Origin of the sequence: Thermomonospora echinospora (genome assembly GCF_900108175.1) — a bacterium.
Lineage (GTDB): Bacteria > Actinomycetota > Actinomycetes > Streptosporangiales > Streptosporangiaceae > Thermomonospora > Thermomonospora echinospora.
Genome location: NZ_FNVO01000009.1, coordinates 46,190 through 65,114, shown reverse-complemented (window position 1 = coordinate 65,114; position 18,925 = coordinate 46,190). Strand labels below are relative to the sequence as shown.

18 protein-coding genes are annotated in these 18,925 nt (G+C 72.4%); 7 read left to right on the top strand and 11 right to left on the bottom strand.

Annotated features, from left to right (window positions below):
- Positions 1 to 111 precede the first annotated feature (111 nt).
- The 11 genes from C4U03_RS20875 to C4U03_RS20825 all read right to left on the bottom strand — a co-directional run bounded on the left by C4U03_RS20875 (position 112) and on the right by C4U03_RS20825 (position 11,897).
- Complete coding sequence (locus C4U03_RS20875) at positions 112 to 1,116, bottom strand: hypothetical protein (protein WP_103939521.1); 1,005 nt, start codon at positions 1,114 to 1,116, stop codon at positions 112 to 114.
- Entirely contained in the window at positions 1,113 to 2,255 is a 1,143-nt protein-coding gene (locus C4U03_RS20870; protein ID WP_103939520.1) for a glycosyltransferase family 4 protein, read from the bottom strand. Before C4U03_RS20870 ends, C4U03_RS20875 begins: the two co-directional genes overlap by 4 nt.
- The gene (locus C4U03_RS20865) at positions 2,255 to 2,605 is read right to left on the bottom strand and encodes a hypothetical protein (RefSeq protein WP_235018006.1); all 351 of its coding nucleotides are present in this window, start codon (positions 2,603 to 2,605) and stop codon (positions 2,255 to 2,257) included. Before C4U03_RS20865 ends, C4U03_RS20870 begins: the two co-directional genes overlap by 1 nt.
- Entirely contained in the window at positions 2,602 to 3,318 is a 717-nt protein-coding gene (locus tag C4U03_RS20860) for a hypothetical protein (RefSeq protein ID WP_103939518.1), read from the bottom strand. Before C4U03_RS20860 ends, C4U03_RS20865 begins: the two co-directional genes overlap by 4 nt.
- Before the next feature lie 38 nt (positions 3,319 to 3,356).
- On the bottom strand, positions 3,357 to 3,704 hold the full coding sequence (locus C4U03_RS20855; protein WP_103939709.1) for a hypothetical protein: 348 nt from the start codon (positions 3,702 to 3,704) through the stop codon (positions 3,357 to 3,359).
- Positions 3,701 to 4,426 (bottom strand): hypothetical protein, encoded by a 726-nt coding sequence (locus C4U03_RS20850; RefSeq protein WP_103939517.1) that lies wholly within the window; start codon positions 4,424 to 4,426, stop codon positions 3,701 to 3,703. Before C4U03_RS20850 ends, C4U03_RS20855 begins: the two co-directional genes overlap by 4 nt.
- 53 nt (positions 4,427 to 4,479) lie before the next feature.
- Positions 4,480 to 5,667 carry a glycosyltransferase gene (locus C4U03_RS20845; RefSeq protein ID WP_235018005.1) on the bottom strand — a complete coding sequence of 396 codons (1,188 nt, stop codon included), beginning with the start codon at positions 5,665 to 5,667 and terminating at the stop codon, positions 4,480 to 4,482.
- A 225-nt stretch (positions 5,668 to 5,892) separates the two neighbouring features.
- The gene (locus tag C4U03_RS20840; RefSeq protein WP_103939516.1) at positions 5,893 to 9,477 is read right to left on the bottom strand and encodes a WD40 repeat domain-containing serine/threonine protein kinase; all 3,585 of its coding nucleotides are present in this window, start codon (positions 9,475 to 9,477) and stop codon (positions 5,893 to 5,895) included.
- A gap of 95 nt (positions 9,478 to 9,572) precedes the next feature.
- Complete coding sequence (locus tag C4U03_RS20835) at positions 9,573 to 9,914, bottom strand: HEAT repeat domain-containing protein (RefSeq protein ID WP_200827368.1); 342 nt, start codon at positions 9,912 to 9,914, stop codon at positions 9,573 to 9,575.
- 63 nt (positions 9,915 to 9,977) lie between these two features.
- A complete protein-coding gene (locus tag C4U03_RS20830; RefSeq protein ID WP_103939515.1) occupies positions 9,978 to 10,421 on the bottom strand; it encodes a hypothetical protein in 444 nt (147 codons plus the stop codon).
- Between the two features lie 144 nt (positions 10,422 to 10,565).
- On the bottom strand, positions 10,566 to 11,897 hold the full coding sequence (locus C4U03_RS20825; protein ID WP_103939514.1) for a helix-turn-helix domain-containing protein: 1,332 nt from the start codon (positions 11,895 to 11,897) through the stop codon (positions 10,566 to 10,568).
- A gap of 162 nt (positions 11,898 to 12,059) precedes the next feature.
- Here C4U03_RS20825 and C4U03_RS20820 point away from each other — a divergent pair, with 162 nt between their 5' ends.
- From C4U03_RS20820 to mnhG, 7 genes are all read left to right on the top strand, one after another.
- Positions 12,060 to 12,395 (top strand): hypothetical protein, encoded by a 336-nt coding sequence (locus tag C4U03_RS20820; RefSeq protein WP_103939513.1) that lies wholly within the window; start codon positions 12,060 to 12,062, stop codon positions 12,393 to 12,395.
- A gap of 577 nt (positions 12,396 to 12,972) precedes the next feature.
- Positions 12,973 to 15,858 carry a Na+/H+ antiporter subunit A gene (locus C4U03_RS20815; RefSeq protein ID WP_103939512.1) on the top strand — a complete coding sequence of 962 codons (2,886 nt, stop codon included), beginning with the start codon at positions 12,973 to 12,975 and terminating at the stop codon, positions 15,856 to 15,858.
- Complete coding sequence (locus C4U03_RS20810) at positions 15,855 to 16,268, top strand: Na(+)/H(+) antiporter subunit C (RefSeq protein WP_103939511.1); 414 nt, start codon at positions 15,855 to 15,857, stop codon at positions 16,266 to 16,268. The genes C4U03_RS20815 and C4U03_RS20810 overlap by 4 nt, the downstream gene beginning before the upstream one ends.
- Positions 16,265 to 17,815, top strand: coding sequence for a Na+/H+ antiporter subunit D (locus tag C4U03_RS20805; protein WP_103939510.1), 1,551 nt, complete (start codon positions 16,265 to 16,267; stop codon positions 17,813 to 17,815). The genes C4U03_RS20810 and C4U03_RS20805 overlap by 4 nt, the downstream gene beginning before the upstream one ends.
- A complete protein-coding gene (locus tag C4U03_RS20800) occupies positions 17,812 to 18,336 on the top strand; it encodes a Na+/H+ antiporter subunit E (RefSeq protein ID WP_103939509.1) in 525 nt (174 codons plus the stop codon). Before C4U03_RS20805 ends, C4U03_RS20800 begins: the two co-directional genes overlap by 4 nt.
- Complete coding sequence (locus tag C4U03_RS20795) at positions 18,333 to 18,599, top strand: monovalent cation/H+ antiporter complex subunit F (protein WP_103939508.1); 267 nt, start codon at positions 18,333 to 18,335, stop codon at positions 18,597 to 18,599. The genes C4U03_RS20800 and C4U03_RS20795 overlap by 4 nt, the downstream gene beginning before the upstream one ends.
- Positions 18,596 to 18,925 (top strand): monovalent cation/H(+) antiporter subunit G, encoded by a 330-nt coding sequence (mnhG, locus tag C4U03_RS20790; protein WP_103939507.1) that lies wholly within the window; start codon positions 18,596 to 18,598, stop codon positions 18,923 to 18,925. The genes C4U03_RS20795 and mnhG overlap by 4 nt, the downstream gene beginning before the upstream one ends.

Here is an 18,925-nt window from a genome sequence, read left to right as displayed (position 1 = left end):
TGTCAGACCGGCCGAGGCGATCAGAGCCCGCGAGTGACGGTCTGACCGGCGCGGGTGGTCACCGCCGTGTCCGTCCGTGCCTTGTCCGGCCAGGGCGGCCGAGGCCGCGGGTCATGCTGGTCGGCGGGTGCGGGCGGCGCGGGTGAACTGGTCGTCGAGGGTGCGGGGGAACGGCAGCATTCGGTGGCGGTCCCGCCAGGGGGACAGTTGGCGTACGGCGTTGAAACCGGCGGCGGTGATGATGCGTTCGGCGGACGGGAACAGCGGCCACACCGGGTAGACGTCCAGGTGGGCGATTTGGGCGGGCAGGTCGGCCGGGCGGTGCGGGCTGACCAGGGTGAGGCGCGGTGACAAGCCCTCGACGGCGGCCAGGTCCCGGGCGTAGGCGACGAGTTCGCCGATCTCGGCGTCCGGCCCCGAGTGCACGACCAGCCAGGCGCCCGGTCCGAGCGTGGCGGCGGCCTCCGCCGGTCCGACCGGCTCACCGCCGTGCCCGGCGGGTCGCACACCGGCCGGAAGCCGCGTGCCGGACGGGGGCCGGGCGCCGGAGGCGGCGAGGAACGCAGTGGATGCATCCGGCCAGGCACCGGGTCGAAAGCGCCCACCGGGGACGGCCGCTGGGGCGCTGGGCGAGGGGTGTCCGGTTACAGGTGGTTCGACCAAGGTCAGGGGGGTGACCTCGCGTGATACCGAGCGGAGGTGGGCGTCGTGTTCGGGGGTCAAGGGCTCCAGCATGTACGTGCGGTCGAAGCGTGGCGGGTCGGTGGGCAGGAGCGGGCGGTAGGCGTCCCAGCGCAGGAGGCGGGCCAGGTGGACGACGCTCGTGCCGGGCGGGATGGCGGCGGCGGTGAGTTCGCCTTTCAGACCGGCCGGGAAGGCGTCGATGAACAGTTCGTCGGCGGCGAGGTCGGCGAGTGTGGCGGCGATCCAGTCGGCGAGGCCGGTGGAGGACGGGGCGCGCAACACCGTCCAGCCGCCCGTGACGCGGGGGTCGGCGGCGAACGAGGAGTCGGTGAGGACCGTCACCGGCTCCCCGTCCAGGCCCAGCGTGTGCAGGGCCGCCCGGAGGCGGGTGAGGTGGCCCAGGCCCTCCCCGCGGACGTAACAGGCGATCACGTCCCGGATACTTCGCCGAAGACCTTCAGGTAGCCGGCGGTCTCGGCGGCGGGGGTGAAGTCGCGACGGATGCGTTCGGCCGCCGCCGCGCCCCGCTTGGCCAGGTCCTCGTCGTCGGCCCGCGCCAGCCGGTCGATCGCGGCCCGGCAGGCGTGCCGGTCGCCCGCCGGGAAGGCGAACCCGATCTCCTCGTCCACGATGTCGCCCAGGCCCCCGGCGTCCGAGGCCAGCAGCGGGATGCCCAGCGCGGCGGCCTCCAGCGCCACGTTCGGCATCCCGTCGTAGAAGGACGGCAGCGCCACCACGTCACAGGACGCGTACACCGACGGCAGTTCGTAGCGGTCCAGGAACGGCAGCATCGAGTGGGGGACCGTGTCGGACCGCTCGGCCAGCCACTGCTGGACCACGTCCTCGACCTCGCCCACCAGCAGCAGGTGGAACGCCTCGGCGTGCCCGGACGCCCGCAGCGCGTCCAGCAGGAAGCCGACGCCCTTCTTGTTCTTCAGATGGCCGATGATCCCGATCGTGCGCCGTCCGGGGGCCACGTGCTCGGCCCGCCAGGCCAGGGCGCGGTCCCGTTCGGACGGCAGCACCTGCCAGTTGTCGGTGTCGACGCTGTTGGCCACCCAGGTCACCGTGGCGTCCGGCGCCAGCGCCGACACCAGCGGGGCGTGCGAACCGGCGACCACGCACACCCGCGCCGAGACCTGTAGCGCGTCCCGCAGCACGCCCCGGCGGCGCATCGAGAAGATCCCGGTGTCGATGTCGTTGCCGCGCAGCAGCGTGACCAGCGGCGCCCGCAGCAGCGCCGCCACCACCGGGGCGGCCAGCAGCGCGTACGTGCCGCCGAACGCGACCACATGGGTGTAGGCGCCCCGGGTGAGGTTCTCGGCGGTGAGCGTCGTCCACAGCCGGCGCAGCGCGTGCTCGGGGTCGTCCTGCAACGGCGCGGTCAGCAGCCGCCCGCCGTGCTCGCGCTCCACCTGCCAGGGCCGGTTGCGCCGGGTCAGGTGCGCGACGTCCACCTCGACGCCGGCGCCGCGCAGGCCCCGTACGATCCGGTCGCACGACTCGGTCATCCCGCCCCGGCTGGGGGGATAGTGCTCGGTGATCCACAGGATCCGCATGTCCGCCGTCATCAGCTGTCCACAAAGCTCGTGTCGTCGTCCGGGATGAGGTCGTCGCCGCCGTGGGAGTCGCCTGGGTCGAAGGCGCCCCGGTCGTAGGCGTCGAGCCGCGAGTACCAGCCGCCGTCGTCGTAGACGTTCTCGATCCGCTCGTAGTAGTCCCGCCGGTAGCGGCGCGACCAGCCCTTGTCGAACGGGCCGGGCGGGGAGTCGGATCTCGCGGCCAGGCACTCGGGGCACAGCCCGTCCGCCTCCTGGTGCTCACCGCACACGGCGCGCCCGCACTGCGCACAGGACGCCACGGAGGCCCGGCCGCACAGGCCGAGCAGGAAGAAGCCCGTGGGCACCGTGCACGGGGTCAACTCGTCCTCCTCGCGGCCTTTGGCGGGGTCCACCGGAACAGCTCGGTCAGCACGTCCAGAATCCGTTCGGGGGTGGGCCGGACCTGGGCGTCGACCGCCAGCTTCGCGTCCGTGCGGATCACCGTCCGCTCGCCTTCGCGCACCCGCACCGACACGAACGGCGGGGGCGGCGTGGCCGGGCGCCGGACGGCGGCGCCCCGGGGCAGCGTGCGGGTGGCGCTGACCCGCGCGACGCCCTTGGTCTTGACCTTGATCTTCAGCCGGCCGCTCCGGCTCCGTTTCTCGGTCCTGCGGTGCCGGACGTGGTCGGTGACCGACAGGTCCAGGACGCTGCCGTCGCGCAGGTCGGCCCGTAGCCGCAGCCACGGGTCGGTGACGTACCACTCGGTCCGCTCGACGGCCGGCGGGGCGGGCAGCGTACGCCGGGGACCGGCCTTGTCCTGCGGGGCCAGACCGCGCAGGTCGGTGGTGACCTGCAAGGTGCCGTCCGGCGGGACGTCCTCCAGCACCGCCCGCACGATCGGCATCAGCAGCTCCCTCGCCTCCTCGGGCGGTGCCCAGGCCGAACGCCGTTTGGCGTCCTGCCAGGCCAGGCTGTCGATCAGCTCCGCCCACTCGGCGGGCCGCAGCGACACCGACAACTGTTTGCGCCCGACCAGCCCCATGTGCAGCGGATGCACCTGCCGCTTGGCGGCACGCTTCCAGAACCTCAACGATCACCACCCATCGGTCGCGGCGTACGGCACCGGCGTCAGCTGTCGACGAAGCCGTCGTCGCCGTCGTGGTCGTAGTCGCCCAGGTAGTGGCCCTGACCGGGGTTGAAGGCCCCCCGGTCGTACTCGTCGAAGCCGGAGTACCAGGTGGCGTCGCCGTAGGTCTGGGAGCTGCGCGAGTAGTAACCGCGCCGGTAGCCGCGCACCCACTGCTCGTCGTAGGGGCTCCGGGTCGGGGAGGCCGCCGCCCGGCACTCCGCGCACAGCCCGTCCGGCCCGTAGTGCTCCTGGCAGGTGGGGCGGCCGCACTGCGCGCACGGCGCGACGGCGGTCCGGCCGCAGTGCCCGAGCACGAAGAAGCCGGAGGTCACGGTGCACCGGTTCAACTGGTCCTCCTCGCGGGCCGGGCCAGGCCCGGCGGGGTCCATCGGAACGCCTCGGTCAGCACGTACAGGATCCGCTCGGACAGTTGGGCGTCGTCCTTGGGGAACTTGGCGCTGGTCCTGATCACCATCCGCCGGTCGTTGCGGACCCGTACCCGCAGCCAGGACGGCGGCGGGACGGCGGGCTGCCGGACGGGCGCGTCCCTGCGCAGCCTCCTGGTGGCGGTGACCTGCTGCACGACCTTGGTCTTCTGCTTGGTCTTGTGCTTGCCGCGCACCACCTTGTGGATCTTCCGGTAGCGGACCCGGTCGGTGACCGACAGGTCCAGGACGCTGCCGTCGCGCAGTTCGGCCCGGATCCGCAGCCAGGGGTCGATGGAGTACCACTCCTTGATCGACCGGATCGGCCGCTGGACGGCCAGGTCGCGCTGCGGGGTGAGCTTTTCCGGGAAGTCGGGGCCGCGCAGGTCGGCGGTGATCGCCAGCACGCCGTCGGGCCGCATGTCCTGCGACAGCACCCGGATCAGCGGCACCAGCACGTGGTGGGTCCGGTGCGGCGGGGCCCACTTGCGGCGTTTGACCACCGCGTCGTGCCCGGCCAGGCTCTGCACCAGCGCCGCCCAGTCGGCCGGGCGCATCGCGGCGCTCAGCCCCCGCTGCCAGATCAGCCCCTGGTGGAGCGGGTGGAAGTTGCCTATAGCGGCCTTGGTCTTCCGCCAGAACATTCCCGGACCACCGCCAATCGCGAGCAGGACGCAGGTATGGGGACGATACGCCGCTAGGGCGAGATCGTACGGTAAACCTCCGCGAGCAGGGAGCGCGAGTGTCCCCAGGTGAGACCGTCCGTGATCCGCCGCCGGGCCCGCCCTCCCATGGCCCGTGCCGCGTCCGGGTACTCCAGCAGCACCCGGACGGCCCGCGCCAGCTCCGCCGGCCGGTCCGGGGCGACCAGCCTGCCGTGCTCGCCGTCGGCCATCAGCTCCCGTACGGCGGGCAGGTCGGAGGCCACCACCGGCGTCCCGGCGGCCATCGACTCCAGCACCTTCAGCGGCGCGCAGCCCTGGTCCAGGTTGCGGGCGCAGGCGGTCAGCGGCGCCACCGACACCTCGGCGTTCGCCAGCCAGGCGGCCACCTCCGCGTGCGGCAGCGTGAACCGCCACTCCACCCGCTGGTCCACCCCGAGCCGTTCGGCCAGCCGCCGCAGTGGCCTGGCCCGCCGTTCCGGGACCGACGAGCAGATCACCAGCCGCAGTTCCGGCAGGTCCGCCAGCCGCGCGAACGCCCGCAGCAGCACGTCGACGCCCTGCCACGGCTGCAACGCGCCCACGTAGACGATGTACCGTTCGGGCGCGTCGCCGGGCCGCTCCGCCGGCGCGGGCACGTCCGCCCCGTTCGGCACCAGGTGGATCCGCTCGTGCGGCACCCCGAGCTTGAGCACGGCGTCCCCGATCACCCGGGACGGTACGACCACCGCGTCACTGCGCTCCAGGCACAGCCGCTCCAGATCCCGGACCTTGGCGAGCGTGCTGGGCGCCGCCGACGGCCAGGTGTGCGCCATCTCGATGGACGGCAGCCCGTTCACCTCGTACACCACCCGGTGGCGGCGTCCTTCGGCGGTCACCACCGGCAGCGCGCTCCACGGGTCGCGGACGTGGCACAGCTCCAGCGTGTCCAGGTGTCCTCGCAGGTGCCAGGCGACCCACGCCGAGTACGCCTCCGCCCGGTCGATCAGGTTCGGGATCTGCTCCTCGAACCGGACGATCTCGCGCTCGCCCTCCCGCTGGTAGCGGGGCAGCCCGCCGCCGCCCAGCACCCCCAGCAGCCCGCCGCCGTAATGGTCGAACAGCTCATCGGCCATGTGACCGATGTGCACCGCCGACCCCTTGCTCGACGGGAACCGGTCGAACGCGAAATAGGCCGCCCGATGCCGAAACGGCGCGACCTCCCCCTGCATGTCCACCCGCACGCCGCGAACCCTACCGATCCCGGCCGACCTGAGCAGTCCCGACTTCCGCACCGCCGCCGCCCTGACCGGCGACGCCGCCCACTGCACGGCCGCCGTCCCGCACTGCTGCGGACTCCGCCAGGCTCGTCGGACGGTGCTCTGCAGGCGGCGCGCTTGTCGGGAACGAGGACCACCGCAGGCCGCGGGACAGTGACTCTGCGGCCAGGTCGCCCGCCGAAGAGCGGGTCAGCAGGTCTTTCGGTAGGGGAGTTCGGGGATGTAGCGGTCCCACTCCTCCGCCGTCAGCGGGCCGCCGGTCTTGGCGCACAGGGCGGGCAGGGCTCGGGCGGGATCGAGGACGTGTTCGCGGAAGGTCCCGTCCAGACTCAGGGTGTAGAGCGAGCGGCCGTTGCGGTCGAAGGCCAGACCCTCGATCTGGGAGGGGTGGGCCAGCAGCGTGAAGGAGAACTGCCGGCCGATCTCGGCGTCCCAGAGCCGGACCGTGCCGTCCCCGTCGCCGGTGGCGAGCGTCCGGCCGTCGGGGGAGAAGCCCGCGACGCTGACGACTCCCGGGCCGCTGCGCAGGGGCGGGCCGACGGTCTCGCCGGTCCGGGGGTTCCACAGGACGAGGTCGGTGGAGTTGTTCGAGGAGATGACGGCGGTCTCGCCGTCCGGGCTCAGCGCCAGCACGCTCCCCAGGGGAGGCGGCCGTGGGCTCAGCGGACGGCCGGAACGGACGTCGAACATGCCCTCGCTGTTGCCCAGCAGGACCCTGCGGCCGGACCGGTCGAAGAACAGGCCCGGGACGCGCAGGCTCAGCAGCGGTTCGGGGGTCTTGACGTCGATGGAGGACAGCCGCCGGGCGGTGGCGACGTCCCAGAACTGCAGTTTCTTCTTCCCGTCGTGCTCGGCGTAGACGGCGACGGTGCCGCCGTCCGGGGAGAACGCCAGGTCGATCCATTCGGCGCGGGAGGGGCGGTCCGGAAGGAAGGCGGGATCGGTGAAGGCGGCCACCTGCCTGCCGGTGGCCACCTCCAGGATCTGGATGGCCACCCCGGGTCCGGAGAACCGGGAGATCAGCCGACCGTCCGGGCTGAGCCGCTCGGTTCCTTCGATGTTGCCGTCCGGTTCGGCCGGGGGCTCCCGCAGCGGGGGGTGGACCACCCGCCTGGCGTGTACGTCCCAGATGTGCTCACCGGCCGCCATCAGCGTCCCCGTCTCGTCGAAGGAGGCGGGGTGCGCGGACTCGGTGGAGTATTCGCCGTGGCGGAGCATGGACGGCCGGGTGTAGTCGCTAATGTCCAGGGTGCGTATCGCGCCGTGGGAGTCGTCGCAGCGCAGGATGCGGTTTCCGGGGCCGAACCACACGCGGGAGCAGTCGGCGTCCTCGACGCCGCGCCGGAGGGTCTCTCCGGTACCGGTGCTGAGACCGCCGGATTCGCCCAGGTGGAGCTTCCACAACCGCGTTCCGTCGGTGACGAACCCGCCGTCCTGGCTGAAGACCAGACCGTGGCCGCTGGACTCGCCGAGGTATTGCGTCTCGTCGGAGCCGAGCTCCCCGATCCTGATGGCGCCGGCCACCGAGCGCGCCACCAGCCGCCCGTCCGGGCTGAACTCGATCAGGTCGCCGTCATCGTCGAGGCCGCCGTCCGGGTCGTCCGGCCAGATCCGGGACAGCGGGACCTTCCGCCGCCCGGGGACGTCCCACAGCTCGGCCTCCTTGCCGTCCGGGCGCAGCACGAGGTACCGGCCGTCCGGGCTGACGTCGTTGAAGCTGAGCGTGGAGACGTCCCGTTCGATCCGCAGGAGGCGCCGGCGTCCGGGCACGTCCCACAACTGGACCGAGCCGCCGGTCCACACCACCACGACGTTGTTGCTCTTGCCGAAGAACACCGCCGCCGGGTCGTCGCCCGCACCGGTGTCGATCGCCTCGCCCAGGGGACGGCCGGAGCCGGCGTCCCAGAACCGCAGCGTCCCGCCGGTCGCGGCGGTGGTGACGAGGGTCCGCCGGTCCGGGCTGATCGCGACGTCGTGGACCGCGGGCCCCGGCGTACGGAACTCCCGGATCGGCCGGCGGGTGTCCAGGTCCCACAGCCGGACGGTGGTGGACTCCGCGACGACCAGGGTCCGCCCGTCGGCGGCGAGGTCGGAGGGCGTGTCGTTCATCCGGAAGCCGGGGGCGGTGAAGGAGTCCTCCTCCGGCTGGTTCAGTGCGTTCAGCAGCTCCGACCGGGTCTCCCGGACGTCGGCCAGGCGGGCGGCGGCGATGGCCAGGCGGCGGCTGGTGCGCGGGTCGGTGGCGCGCAGCGTCCCGGCCTGGGCGGCGACGCGCCGGGCGACGGCCTCGTCCCGCTGGCGGGCGGCGGTCCGCTGCTGCACGGTGGCGACGACGGAGGCGGCCACCGCCACCACCAGCAGGCCGGAGAGGGCGGCCACCAACAGCCGCCGGGTTCGGGCGCGCTGCCGGGCGAGGGCGGCGCAGGCGTCCAGGAAGGCGCTCTCGACCCGGTTCAGGGTGGCGTTCAGGCGGCCGGTGGCGGCCCAGCCCATCGCCCCTTCCAGACGCGTCCCCTGGTAGAGGTCGCCGTTCTTGCGCCCGTGCCGGTCCCACAGCAGTGCCGCGTCGGTGAGCGCCCGGTGAACGCTCAGGCCGGCGCGTTCGGCGTCCACCCAGGCGCGCAGCCGGGGCCAGGCCCGCAGCAGCGCGGCGGTGGTGAGGGCGACGGTGTCGCCGTCGCGGGTGAGCATCCCCGCGTTGGTGAAGGCGCCGAGCACCTCGCCGACCGCCCGCGGGTCGGTGTGGCCGTCGTCGAACTCGCGCAGGTCCGCCCGGCGTACGGTGTCCTCGGCGCCCTCGCCCGGGGTGACCAGCCGCAGCATCATGGGCGGCACCGCCGCCCGCGCGGCCGGCGACAGCCCTGCGTACACCTGCTCGGCCGTGTCGCCGAGGGACGGGGTCAGCCTGGTGCGGTCCTCTTCCACCTCGGCGGCGGCCCGGCTGCCCGCGTTCAGCAGCCGGGCCGTCTCGTTGCTGCCGCCGAGGAGGGCGAGCAGGATCCGCTGTGCCGAGGGCCGTTCAGCGGGGTTCTTGGCCAGCGCCGCCGCGACGGCCCGCCGCAGCGGGTCGTGCAGGGGGCCGAGGTCGGGTTCGTCGTTCAGCACGCTGTGCATCAGGGCGGTGAGCTGGTCGCCGGTGAAGGGCGGGCGGCCCGTGGCGGCGAACAGCACCAGCGCCCCCCAGGCCCACACGTCCGCCGCCGGTCCCGCCCGTTCGCCCCGGAACACCTCCGGCGCCATGTAGCGGGGGGTGCCCTTGACCTGGCCGGTGGCGCTGCGCGACATCTCGTCGGTACGGGCGATGCCGAAGTCGATGACCCGGGGACCGCCGGGGCCGAGCAGCACGTTCGCGGGCTTGAGGTCCCGGTGGATCACCCCGGCCTGATGGATCGCGGTCAGCGCGGTGGCGACGCCGACGGCGAGCTGGTGCAGCCTGCCGGGCTCGAACGGGCCGTCGGCCGCCACCGCCCGCTGCAGATCGGGTCCGGGCACGTACTCGCTGACGACGTAGGGGCGTTCGCCCCCCAGCTCCACCGCGAGGATCCGGGCCGTGCAGAACGACGCTACCCGCCGAGCCGCCTCGACCTCCCTGGCGAACGCCTCCCGCACGCCGTCCTCAAGAAGGTCGCCGTGCAGCGTTTTGATGGCGACCCGCGTCCCGTCGGCGGCGTAGCCCTCGTAGACCACGCCCTGCCCGCCCGCGCCCAGCCTGCCGGCCAGCCAGTAGTCACCGAGCTGCCGCGGGTCGCCGGGCACCAGCCGCGCGTGTCCCATCCCGCCTCTCCCGGTCGCCCGCCGACATCGTCGTCTAGATCATCTCCAAAGGAACGGCCGAGGGGAACACGTTCTTCCGGGGTGAGAACGGGCGGTCAGAAGATCCAGCCCTCGGCGCGGGCGCGGTCGAGGGCCTGTTCGGCCTCGCGGGTGCCGAGCATCTCCAGGCCCCTGATCGCCCAGAACTGCAGCGTCTCGTCGGAGCCGTCGAGATGGGCGGCCAGCACCGGCAGCGCCCGGGGGTCGCGGGCCTCCGCGACGAGTTCCAGCAGCAGGCAGCGCATCGCGGCGTCGTCGTGCTCCCGCTCGAACGCGGCGACGAGCTCCTCGACGTAGGAGTCGGCGTGCTCGCGTAGGAAGTCGAAGCCCTTCTCGCGCAGCGCGGGGTCGGTGCTGCGCATCCGCTCCACCGCACGGGCGAACGGCTGATCCGGCACTGGCTTCCTCCCGGTCCGCGCTCCTCGCGGTGAATTGTCGCAGGTACGGCGTTCGACCCGAGGTCAGGGGGCCGACCGGCAGTACAGCCGGTGCCCCCGCCCAGCCGCCCGGCGGGCGACCTCCGCCAGATCCATCAGGAACTCGGCCAGATCGAGGGGATCCGCCTCCCCGTGGAACTCCTCCGACTCCGACCAGTGCACGGCGGTCTCCGCGATCATCGCCCCGTCCACCGTCGCCAGCGCCCGCGCCAGCGAGTCGGTCAACGTGACCACCCCCGGCTCGCCCGCCCGGGGAACCGGCCCCACCGGCCGGGCCGACCGCGGATCGGCGAAGACCTCCCGCAGCGGACGCCCGGTCAGCAACTCCTCCAGCGTCCCCATGTGCACCGCCGGGTCGATCCCCTTGGTGACCACCGAGTCGAACCCGCTCCCGTCAGGCCCGCCCCTCCGCCCGAGCACCGACGCGGCCTCCCCGTCATCGGCCGCCGCGAAGTAGTCGTAAAGCATGCCCGCATCCTGACAGAAACCACCCCCACCCCAGCACCCACGACCTACCCCGCCGGTCGGAGTCCGGGGCAGACCACTGCGTTGGACCGGAACGGCAGACGGCCTGTTGAACGGCCCGGGCGGCATGGTGCAGATGGGCGACGATCAGTTCTGGGCGGCGGGGAGGGTCAGGAAGTCGCGGTACTCCTTGACGGGTGGGCGGTTCGACTCGGATTCGGGGATCAGGAGGAGGACGTCGTGGGCGCCCTTTTTGAGGGACGTGGTCCGCTGCGTGGAGGGGAGGGCTTCCATAGTGCTGCGGGCGTGTTCGACGGCTTCGGTGATGTTGCCGTTGAGGACCAGGGACACCGCCTGGAGGAGCTTGATCTGGACGGCTTGGCGTCGCATGTCGGGGGGATAGGCGGCCAGTGCGGCGTCCAACGCGTCGTCGGCGGCCGGGCTACCGGCATGTGCGTAGACCCAGGCGCGGGTGTGCAGGAGCGCGGTTTCCGCCCAGAGCCCACAGTTGATGTCCTCGTACGGTGAGATTGAGGGCTGCTTTTCGAAGATCGGTTCCATCTGGTGCAGAACTCTTTCGGCTTCCCGGAGCCTGCCCATGGCGGAAAGGGCCTGGGCACGTGTGGCCATGGCCTCCAGTACGGAGGGGTCGGGGTCGTCGCCCGCGATCTCGATGGCCTCGTCGGTCATGGTGAGGACGACATGCAGTGGCCGCTGCCTGTACAGGGACGACATCGCCTCGAAGCCGCGCACCCACGCGCGCAGGGACGCCTTCTCCGCGTCGTCCGCCATGTGTCGTGCGACCCGCCACCAGTTCCGGGCATCACGCCGCATGTCGAGGCCGCCGAGAGCCATCGCCATCAGCATCGTCATGTGAGCGCCCACCGCGCACAGCGCGCGAGCGGTCGGCTCGCTCTCGCTGTTCTTGATCGCGTACTGCAGAGAGGCGACATCGACGGAGAGATCGCGAAGAACCTCGGCTGGATGTGTGACCAGATAGGTGTGCGAGTGCTCGACGGCGATCTCCTCCCAGTCCGAGACGGCGTACTGGGCCGCGTTGGGCAGCGAGGACGCCAGGGCGTGGCGGATGGGCTCCAGGGCCGTGGTGGCGGAGGCGACGCCGAGTGCGGTGAGGGTTTGCAGCAGGCGGCGGCGTTGATCGTCGAACTGAGCCATGTCGACCTCCCGGGTCGGTTGCTCTTGTCGAATGCGTAGATTCTCCAGCTCTGTTACCAATGCGTGCAATGCGATGAGGTGGCCGCCTGCCTGGAGTTCGGTGTCGATGCGGGTGATGGCGTCGGTGGGGGCGGGGCGTTCGGCGCGTTCCCATTTGGCGATCTGGGAGAAGTCGACGTAGGCGCGTTCGGCGAGTTCTCGCAGGTCAATGTTGCGGACCTCGTGGCGCCAGTGGCGGAGGGCGGCGCCGAGCAGATGGCGCGGGGATTCTTGTGGATCTATCCGGCGCGGTTGCTTCGGCATTGCGGCTCCGTTCGTGTCCGTGTGGGCGTGCCCGCGGCCCACAACAAAGTGCTGGTCAAGGTGTTCTGCTTCTGCGTCAATAAAAGCGTTGACGGGGCGCTGATGGGTAGCGAACGGCGAGTAACCGGAAGATTCATGTAGCCGGCGGGAAAGGACGGGGCGATGAGCGGGCCTGCCACTACGGAACGGTTGTTCTCCTGGACGGTCGTGGAACGGGGCGGCGATCCCCCGGCGCTCGGGGCGGTCGGGGTCTGTGACGACCAGGGAAAGGCCGTGCGGCGGCTGGCAGAGGCGTTGCGGGAGGCGCCGGCCGGGGCGCTGGGGCTCGTTCACTCGGTGACGCGGCCCTGGTGGACGGACGGCTACTGGTACGGCGACCTGCTCGTCCGCGTCCAGGTGGACTCGGGTACGGGGACGGTGGTCGCACGGCGGGGCGGCGGACAGCCGATGGACGACGTGTTCGCGGAGGCCGCTCGGGTGTGCGCCCAGATGTCCTGACGCGCCACGGACCGCGCGATGGCCGCCACGGTCACCCCCCAGACACGGCGGCCATCGCGCTGAGAGCCCGTACGGCACCGGCCGAAAGACGAGGGGAAGCGGCCGGACCCGTACGGACCGGCCGGTGGGCGGGCGGCTCCCGATATGGGTCGCTCACCGGCCAGGGGAGGGGCCGCGGTGGCTGGGGTGCAGCCGCGGCCCCGCTCCCGCCCACCGGAAGCAGAACGGCCCCGGCAGGTGGGGCTACACCAGTTCCCGGGGCCTTGACCAAGAACAGGTTCTCGGTCGAGCAAGATCATATGACGTTTCGCGGGCTTGCGCAGGCCCGAAACGATCTCAAGTTGGCCTTGGAACGCTCGCCGCGAAGGTTTCCGCAGGCATGCCTCAGGTGCGGACCGCTCACCCGTTCACCGTGGGTCCTGGAGGAGTCACCGGGGGCGCGTGGTCGCTGGCGAAGGGGGATGAAGTTCCTGGTCAGCGGTGAGAAGGGCTGATTTGGGCCGTTTCGGGCACGTCAGGTGGGTAGGTCGGTCGCACGCCCAGTGCGAGGGGGGGATGCGGTGGGGGACTCGCGGCCATGCTGATGCTCGTCCTGTTCCACGCCACCGTTGCGCTCGTCGTGCCCTGGGCGCTGCGGCATGACCGGCGGGTGATGACGTACGTGGCGGCGCTCGCCCCGCTGGCCACGGTGCTGTGGGCGGCCCGCCAGACGGGGGCGGTGGCCGAGGGGAGGCCGATCGCCGAGCGGTTCGACTGGGCGCCCGATCTGGGACTGGTGCTGCAGTTCCGGCTGGACGGGCCGGCCTGGGTGCTGCTGCTCCTGGTGGGCGGGGTCGGGGCGCTGGTGCTGGCGTACTCGGTCTGGTACTTCGGTCAGCCGCCGCCGCTGGGCATCGGGGTGCTGGTCGCGTTCGCCGGGGCGATGACGGGGCTGGTGCTGGCCGACAACCTGCTGGTGCTGTACGTGTTCTGGGAGCTGACCACGTTGTGCTCCTACATCCTGATCGGCGGGTTCAGCCCCGAGATCAAGGAGCACCGGCGGGCGGCCAACCAGGCGCTGCTGATGACGACCGGGTTCGGGCTGGTGATGCTCGCCGGGTTCGTGGTGCTGGGACAGGCGGCGGGCACGTACACGATCTCCGCGATCCTGGCCCGCCCTCCCCAGGGCGTCGCGGTGGACGTGGCGCTCGTCCTCATCCTGCTCGGGGCGTTCGCCAAGTCGGCGCAGGTGCCGCTGCACTCGTGGCTGCCCGCGGCGATGGTGGCGCCGACGCCGGTCAGCGCGTACCTGCACGCGGCGGCGATGGTGCAGGCCGGGGTGTACCTGGTGGCGAGGCTGACGCCCGCGTTCGCCGAGACCGGGGCGTGGCGGCCGCTGGTCGTCGTGGTGGGCCTGGTCAGCCTGATCGTCGGCGGGTGGCAGGCGCTCTGGCAGGACGACCTGAAACGGCTGCTGGCGTACGGGACGATCAGCCAGCTCGGCTTCCTCATGGTGCTGTGCGGGGCCGGAACGCGGACGGCGGCGCTGGCCGGGCTGGCGCTGCTGCTGGCGCACGGGCTCTACAAGGCCCCGATGTTCCTGGTGGTGGGCGTCCTGGACCACCGGTTCGGGACGCGGCGGGGCAGCGAGCTGTACCAGACGGGGCGGCGGATACCGTTCGCGGCGCTGGCGACGGCGCTGGCCGTGGCGTCGATGGTGGGGCTGCCGCCGTTCCTGGGGTACGTGGCCAAGGAGGCGGCGCTCGAAGCGTTCACCCATGGCGGAGTGGACGTGGCCGTGCTGGCGGGGGTGGTGGCCGGTTCGGTGTTCACGGTGGCCTACGGGCTGCGCTTCCTCCAGGCCGCGTTCGGCGGGAACACCGAGACGCCGACCGTCCAGGGGCTCAAGGACGACGCGGTGAGCGTGTGGCAGAGCGCGTTCCGCGGGGCCGACGGAGCGCGGGTGCGGCTGCCCCGGGTCGCGCTGTGGCCGATCGTGCTGCTGGCAGTCGCCGGGTTCGGTGCGGGGCTGGTGCCGGGACTGTGGCAGGAGATGATCGCCCCTTACGCGGACCGGCTGCCGGCCGTGGGCAAGGGCTATGAGCTGTCGCTGTGGCACGGGCTGGGGCTGCCGATCGCCCTGGGTGCGTTGACCTGGGTGCTGGGGGCAGGGCTGTACTTCCTCTCCCCACGGCTGCGGCCGGTGTGGGCGGCCCTGTCGCGGCTGCCCACGGGCCGGCAGGGCTACCACGTCGTCCTCAAGGGCCTGTTCAAGACGGCGCGCGGGCTGACGCGGCGGACACAGGTGGGATCGCTGCCCGTCTACCTCGCGGTGATCGTGCTGACCGTTCTGCTGCTGCCGGGGACGAGCCTGGTGATGGCGCTGAACAGAGGGACGGTGCCCAGCCTGGAGACCGGCCGCGTCCAGCCGTGGGACCACCCGGTGCAACTCGTCATCGGCGTGGTCGTGGTGAGCGCGGCGGTGATGGCCGCATGGGTGGGCCGCAGGCTGTCGGCGGCGCTGCTGCTGGGCGCGGTGGGCTACGGCGTCGTGGGGCTGTTCGTCGTACACGGAGCGCCGGACCTCGCGCTCACCTCACTGGTCGTGGAGACCCTCACGCTGATCATCCTGGTCTTCGTGCTGCGGCGGCTGCCGGAACGGTTCCCGCCCCTGCGGCGGACACGTGCCGCCCGGGTCGGGTCCGCCGTGATCAGCGTGTGCCTGGGGGCGTTCGTCACGACGTTCCTGGCGGTCGCGGTGCTCAGCCGGCAGTACGCCCCGGTCGGCCCCGGATACGCGCGGGAGGCCGCCGAGGAGGACGCCAAGAACGTCGTGGACGCGCTCCTGGTGGACCTGCGGGCGCTGGACACGCTGGGGGAGATCTCGGTGCTGGCCGCGGCGGCGGTGGGCGTGGCGGCACTGGTGCTGACCGGCATGCGCGAGGAACGGCCGCGCCACCGGGACGTCCCGGAGCCGGCGGAGACGCCCGGGGGAAGATGGCTGACCGCCCCCGGACACCCGCCGCTGGGACCCCCTTCGGTGCTGCTGGCGGTGACGGCCCGGGTGCTGACCCCGACCATCCTGGTGTTCTCGGTCTACCTGCTGTTCGCCGGGCACAACCAGCCCGGCGGCGGCTTCGTGGGCGGGCTGGTGGCCGGGACGGCGTTCGTCCTGCGCTACCTGGCCGGCGGGATGCGGGAACTGTCGGCCGCGCTGCCGGTGGACGCGTCGGTCCTCATCGGCGGCGGGCTGGCGATCGCGCTGTGCACGGGCGCGGGCGGGTGGCTGGCCGGCGGGAACTTCCTCCAGTCGACGGTGCTGGAGTGGACGTGGCCCGTCTTCGGGCACGTCAAGCTCCCCACCGGTTTCTTCTTCGACCTGGGCGTGTACGTCCTGGTGCTCGGGCTGGTGCTGAGCCTGACCAGGACGCTGGGCAGCAGCCTGGAGAAGGAGCCGGAGAAGGTCTCCGGAGGGGCGTCATGAGCCTGGTGCTGCTGGTCGTGGTGGGCGTGCTGTTCTCGATCGGCTTCTACCTGCTGATGCAGCGTTCGCTGATCCGGATCGTGGTCGGGTTCGTGCTGCTGGGGCACGCCGCCAACCTGGGGCTGCTGCTGGCGGGCGGCCCGGCGGGGGCGCCTCCGCTGCTGGGCAGGCACCTGCCGGGCGGGGAACGCATGACCGACCCGCTGCCCCAGGCCATGGCGCTCACCGCGATCGTCATCACGTTCGGGGTGACGGCGTTCCTGCTGGCGCTCGCCTACCGGAGCTGGCTGTTCCTGGATGAGGACAAGGTGCAGGACGACGTGGAGGACCGCCGGGTCAACGCCGAGGCGCGGCGTGGCGCGGGCGACGAGTACGCCTCCCACGAGGTCGCGGAGGAGGACCACGGGTGAACGTCCTACTGCCGCTGCCGTTCGTCCTGCCACTGGCCGGGGCGGCGCTGATGCTGCCGGCCTGGCGCTCGCAGACCTGGCTGCGGCTGCTGGGGGTGGGGGTGACCGCCGGGGTGGTGGCCGTGTCGGTCGCGCTGGCGGTGGAGGTCGCGCGGGAGGGCGTGATCACCACCCAGACGGGGGGCTGGCCCGCGCCGCTGGGCATCACGCTGGTGGCCGACCGGCTGACCGTGCTGATGCTGGTGGTCTCCAGCGTGGTGCTGCTGGCCATCCTGCTGTACGCGGTCGGGCAGGGCGTGGTCGGGCACAGCGAGGCCCGGCCCAGCGTGTACTACCCGGCGTACCTGATGCTGTCGGCCGGGGTGTGCCTGTCGTTCCTGGCCGGCGACCTGTTCAACCTGTTCGTGGGCTTCGAGGTCATGCTGGCCTCCAGCTACGTGCTGATCACCTTGGCGCCCACCCCGGCGCGGATGCACGCCGGGACGATGTACGTGGTGGTCAGCCTGACGTCCTCGATCCTGTTCCTGACGACGATCGGGCTGACCTACACGGCGACGGGGACGGTCAACCTCGCCGACCTGTCGACGCGTACCGAGGACCTGCCGGCGGGGACGCGGACGGCGCTGGCGCTGATGTTCCTGGTGGTGTTCGGGATCAAGGGAGCGGTGGCGCCGCTGCACCTGTGGCTGCCCGACAGCTACCCGGCCGCCATCACCAAGATCACCGCCATCTTCGCGGCGCTGCTGACCAAGACCGCCGTGTACGCGATGATCCGCACCCAGACGCTGCTGTTCCCGCAGCACGACGTGGGCACCCCGCTGCTGGTGCTGGCCGCGCTGACCATGGTGGTCGGGTTGCTGGGGGCGCTGACCCAGCAGGACATCCACCGGATCCTGTCGTTCGTGCTGGTCGGCCATATCGGGTTCATGGTGTTCGGGCTGGCGCTGTTCTCGGTGGCGGGGCTGACCGGCGCGATCCTCTACCTCGTCCACCACATCATCGTGCAGGCGACGTTGTTCCTGACCAGCGACCTCATGCAGGACGAGACGGGGGAGACCTCGCTGGAACGGATCGGCGGGCTCGCCGGCGCCTCGGCGTTCACCGCCGTGCTGTTCTTCGTCCCGGCCATGAGCCTGAGCGGGGTGCCGCCGCTGTCGGGATTCGTCGCCAAACTGGCGCTGTTGCAGGCGGGATTCGGGTCCGGCCGGACGCTGGGCTACGCGGTGACGTCCGTGGCGGTGCTGGCCAGCCTGCTGACGCTGGTGGCGATGAGCCGGATCTGGACGATGGCGTTCTGGCGTCCCCGATCCCAGGCCCCCGCCCCCGAACTGCCGCCCGAGGAGAAGGCCGGGGAGGAGCCCGGCCTGTCGCGGCAGCAGCGCTACAGCCACCGGCTGGTGCGCACGGTGACGGCCGGCATGGTCGCCTGCGGGCTGGCGGTGGCGGTGCTGGCCGGCCCGCTGACCTCCTGGAGTGTGCAGGCCGCGGGCGACCTGCTCGACCGCACCGCCTACCAGCACGCCGTGCTGGGTGAGGAGGCCCCGTGAAGATCCGGCTGACCTCGCGGCTGGTGATGGCGGTCTGGCTGCTGGCGGTCTGGCTGGCGCTGTGGGGGCGGGCGGACGCCACCACGGTCATCGGCGGCTGTGTGCTGGTCGTGCTGGTCGGCCTGGCCACCCGGCTGCCGGCGCTGCCGATCTTCAGCCGGGTGCATCCCGCCCCGCTGGCCCGGGCGCTGGTGGCGTTCACCGCCGACCTGGTCGTCTCCAGCGTCGTCGTCGGGTGGTACGCGCTGCGCAGGACGGCGTCGGTGCGCGGCGGGATCGTCGCCGTGCGGTTCCGGTCCGGCACCGACGTGACGCTGCTCATGGTCGCGCACAGCGTCTCGCTGCGCCCCGGCTCGCTAGTGGTGGATGTCGACCGGCCCGGCTCGTTGCTTTACGTGCACGGGATGCCGATCCACGGTGAGCGGGACGCCGAGCGGGTACGGCGGGAGGTGCTCGACACCGAGCACAGGATCATGCGGGCGTTCGGCCCGCCTCGTCCGGGAGAGGAGGTGCGGCGTTGAACGCCGTCTACGCGGTGACCCTGGGGCTGCTGTCGGTGGCCGCGCTGCTGACACTGGTGCGGCTGCTGCGCGGGCCGACCGTGCTGGACCGGATCCTGGCGCTGGACGTGCTGTCGGTCCTGCTGGTCGGCGGGGTCGGGGTGCGGGCCGCCATGCTCGGCTCCACCGCCGACGTCGCCTCCCTGGTGGTGATCGCGCTGCTGGGGTTCGCCGGGACGGTCACCGCCGCCCGGCTGGCGGCCGAACGGGGGCGGCCGGAATGAGCGTCGCCGACCTGGTCACCGCCGTGCTGCTGCCGGCCGGGGCGATCTTCTCGGTGCTGGGCGCGCTCGGCATGGCCCGCTTCCCCGACCTCCTCACCCGGCTGCACGCCGCGACCAAGCCGCAGACCATCGGCCTGCTGCTGGTGCTGGCCGGGGTGGCGGCGCAGATGCACTCGATCTCCGCGGTCACCCCGCTGGTGCTGGTGGCGCTGTTCCAGCTCATCACCTCCCCCGTCATCGCGCAGACGATCGGGGCGGTGGCCTACCGCACCGGAGAGGTGGACCGCGGCATCCTCACCGTGGACGAGTCCGGCGACGGGGAGTAG

Bases quoted from the DNA above. Each gene is read 5' to 3' on its own strand.
- C4U03_RS20870 (WP_103939520.1), bottom strand. From the start codon at position 2,255: ATGACGGCGGACATGCGGATCCTGTGGATCACCGAGCACTATCCCCCC.
- C4U03_RS20850 (WP_103939517.1), bottom strand. From the start codon at position 4,426: ATGTTCTGGCGGAAGACCAAGGCCGCTATAGGCAACTTCCACCCGCTC.
- C4U03_RS20840 (WP_103939516.1), bottom strand. From the start codon at position 9,477: ATGGGACACGCGCGGCTGGTGCCCGGCGACCCGCGGCAGCTCGGTGAC.
- C4U03_RS20830 (WP_103939515.1), bottom strand. From the start codon at position 10,421: ATGCTTTACGACTACTTCGCGGCGGCCGATGACGGGGAGGCCGCGTCG.
- C4U03_RS20825 (WP_103939514.1), bottom strand. From the start codon at position 11,897: ATGCCGAAGCAACCGCGCCGGATAGATCCACAAGAATCCCCGCGCCAT.
- C4U03_RS20820 (WP_103939513.1), top strand. From the start codon at position 12,060: ATGAGCGGGCCTGCCACTACGGAACGGTTGTTCTCCTGGACGGTCGTG.
- C4U03_RS20815 (WP_103939512.1), top strand. From the start codon at position 12,973: ATGCTGATGCTCGTCCTGTTCCACGCCACCGTTGCGCTCGTCGTGCCC.
- C4U03_RS20810 (WP_103939511.1), top strand. From the start codon at position 15,855: ATGAGCCTGGTGCTGCTGGTCGTGGTGGGCGTGCTGTTCTCGATCGGC.
- mnhG (WP_103939507.1), top strand. From the start codon at position 18,596: ATGAGCGTCGCCGACCTGGTCACCGCCGTGCTGCTGCCGGCCGGGGCG.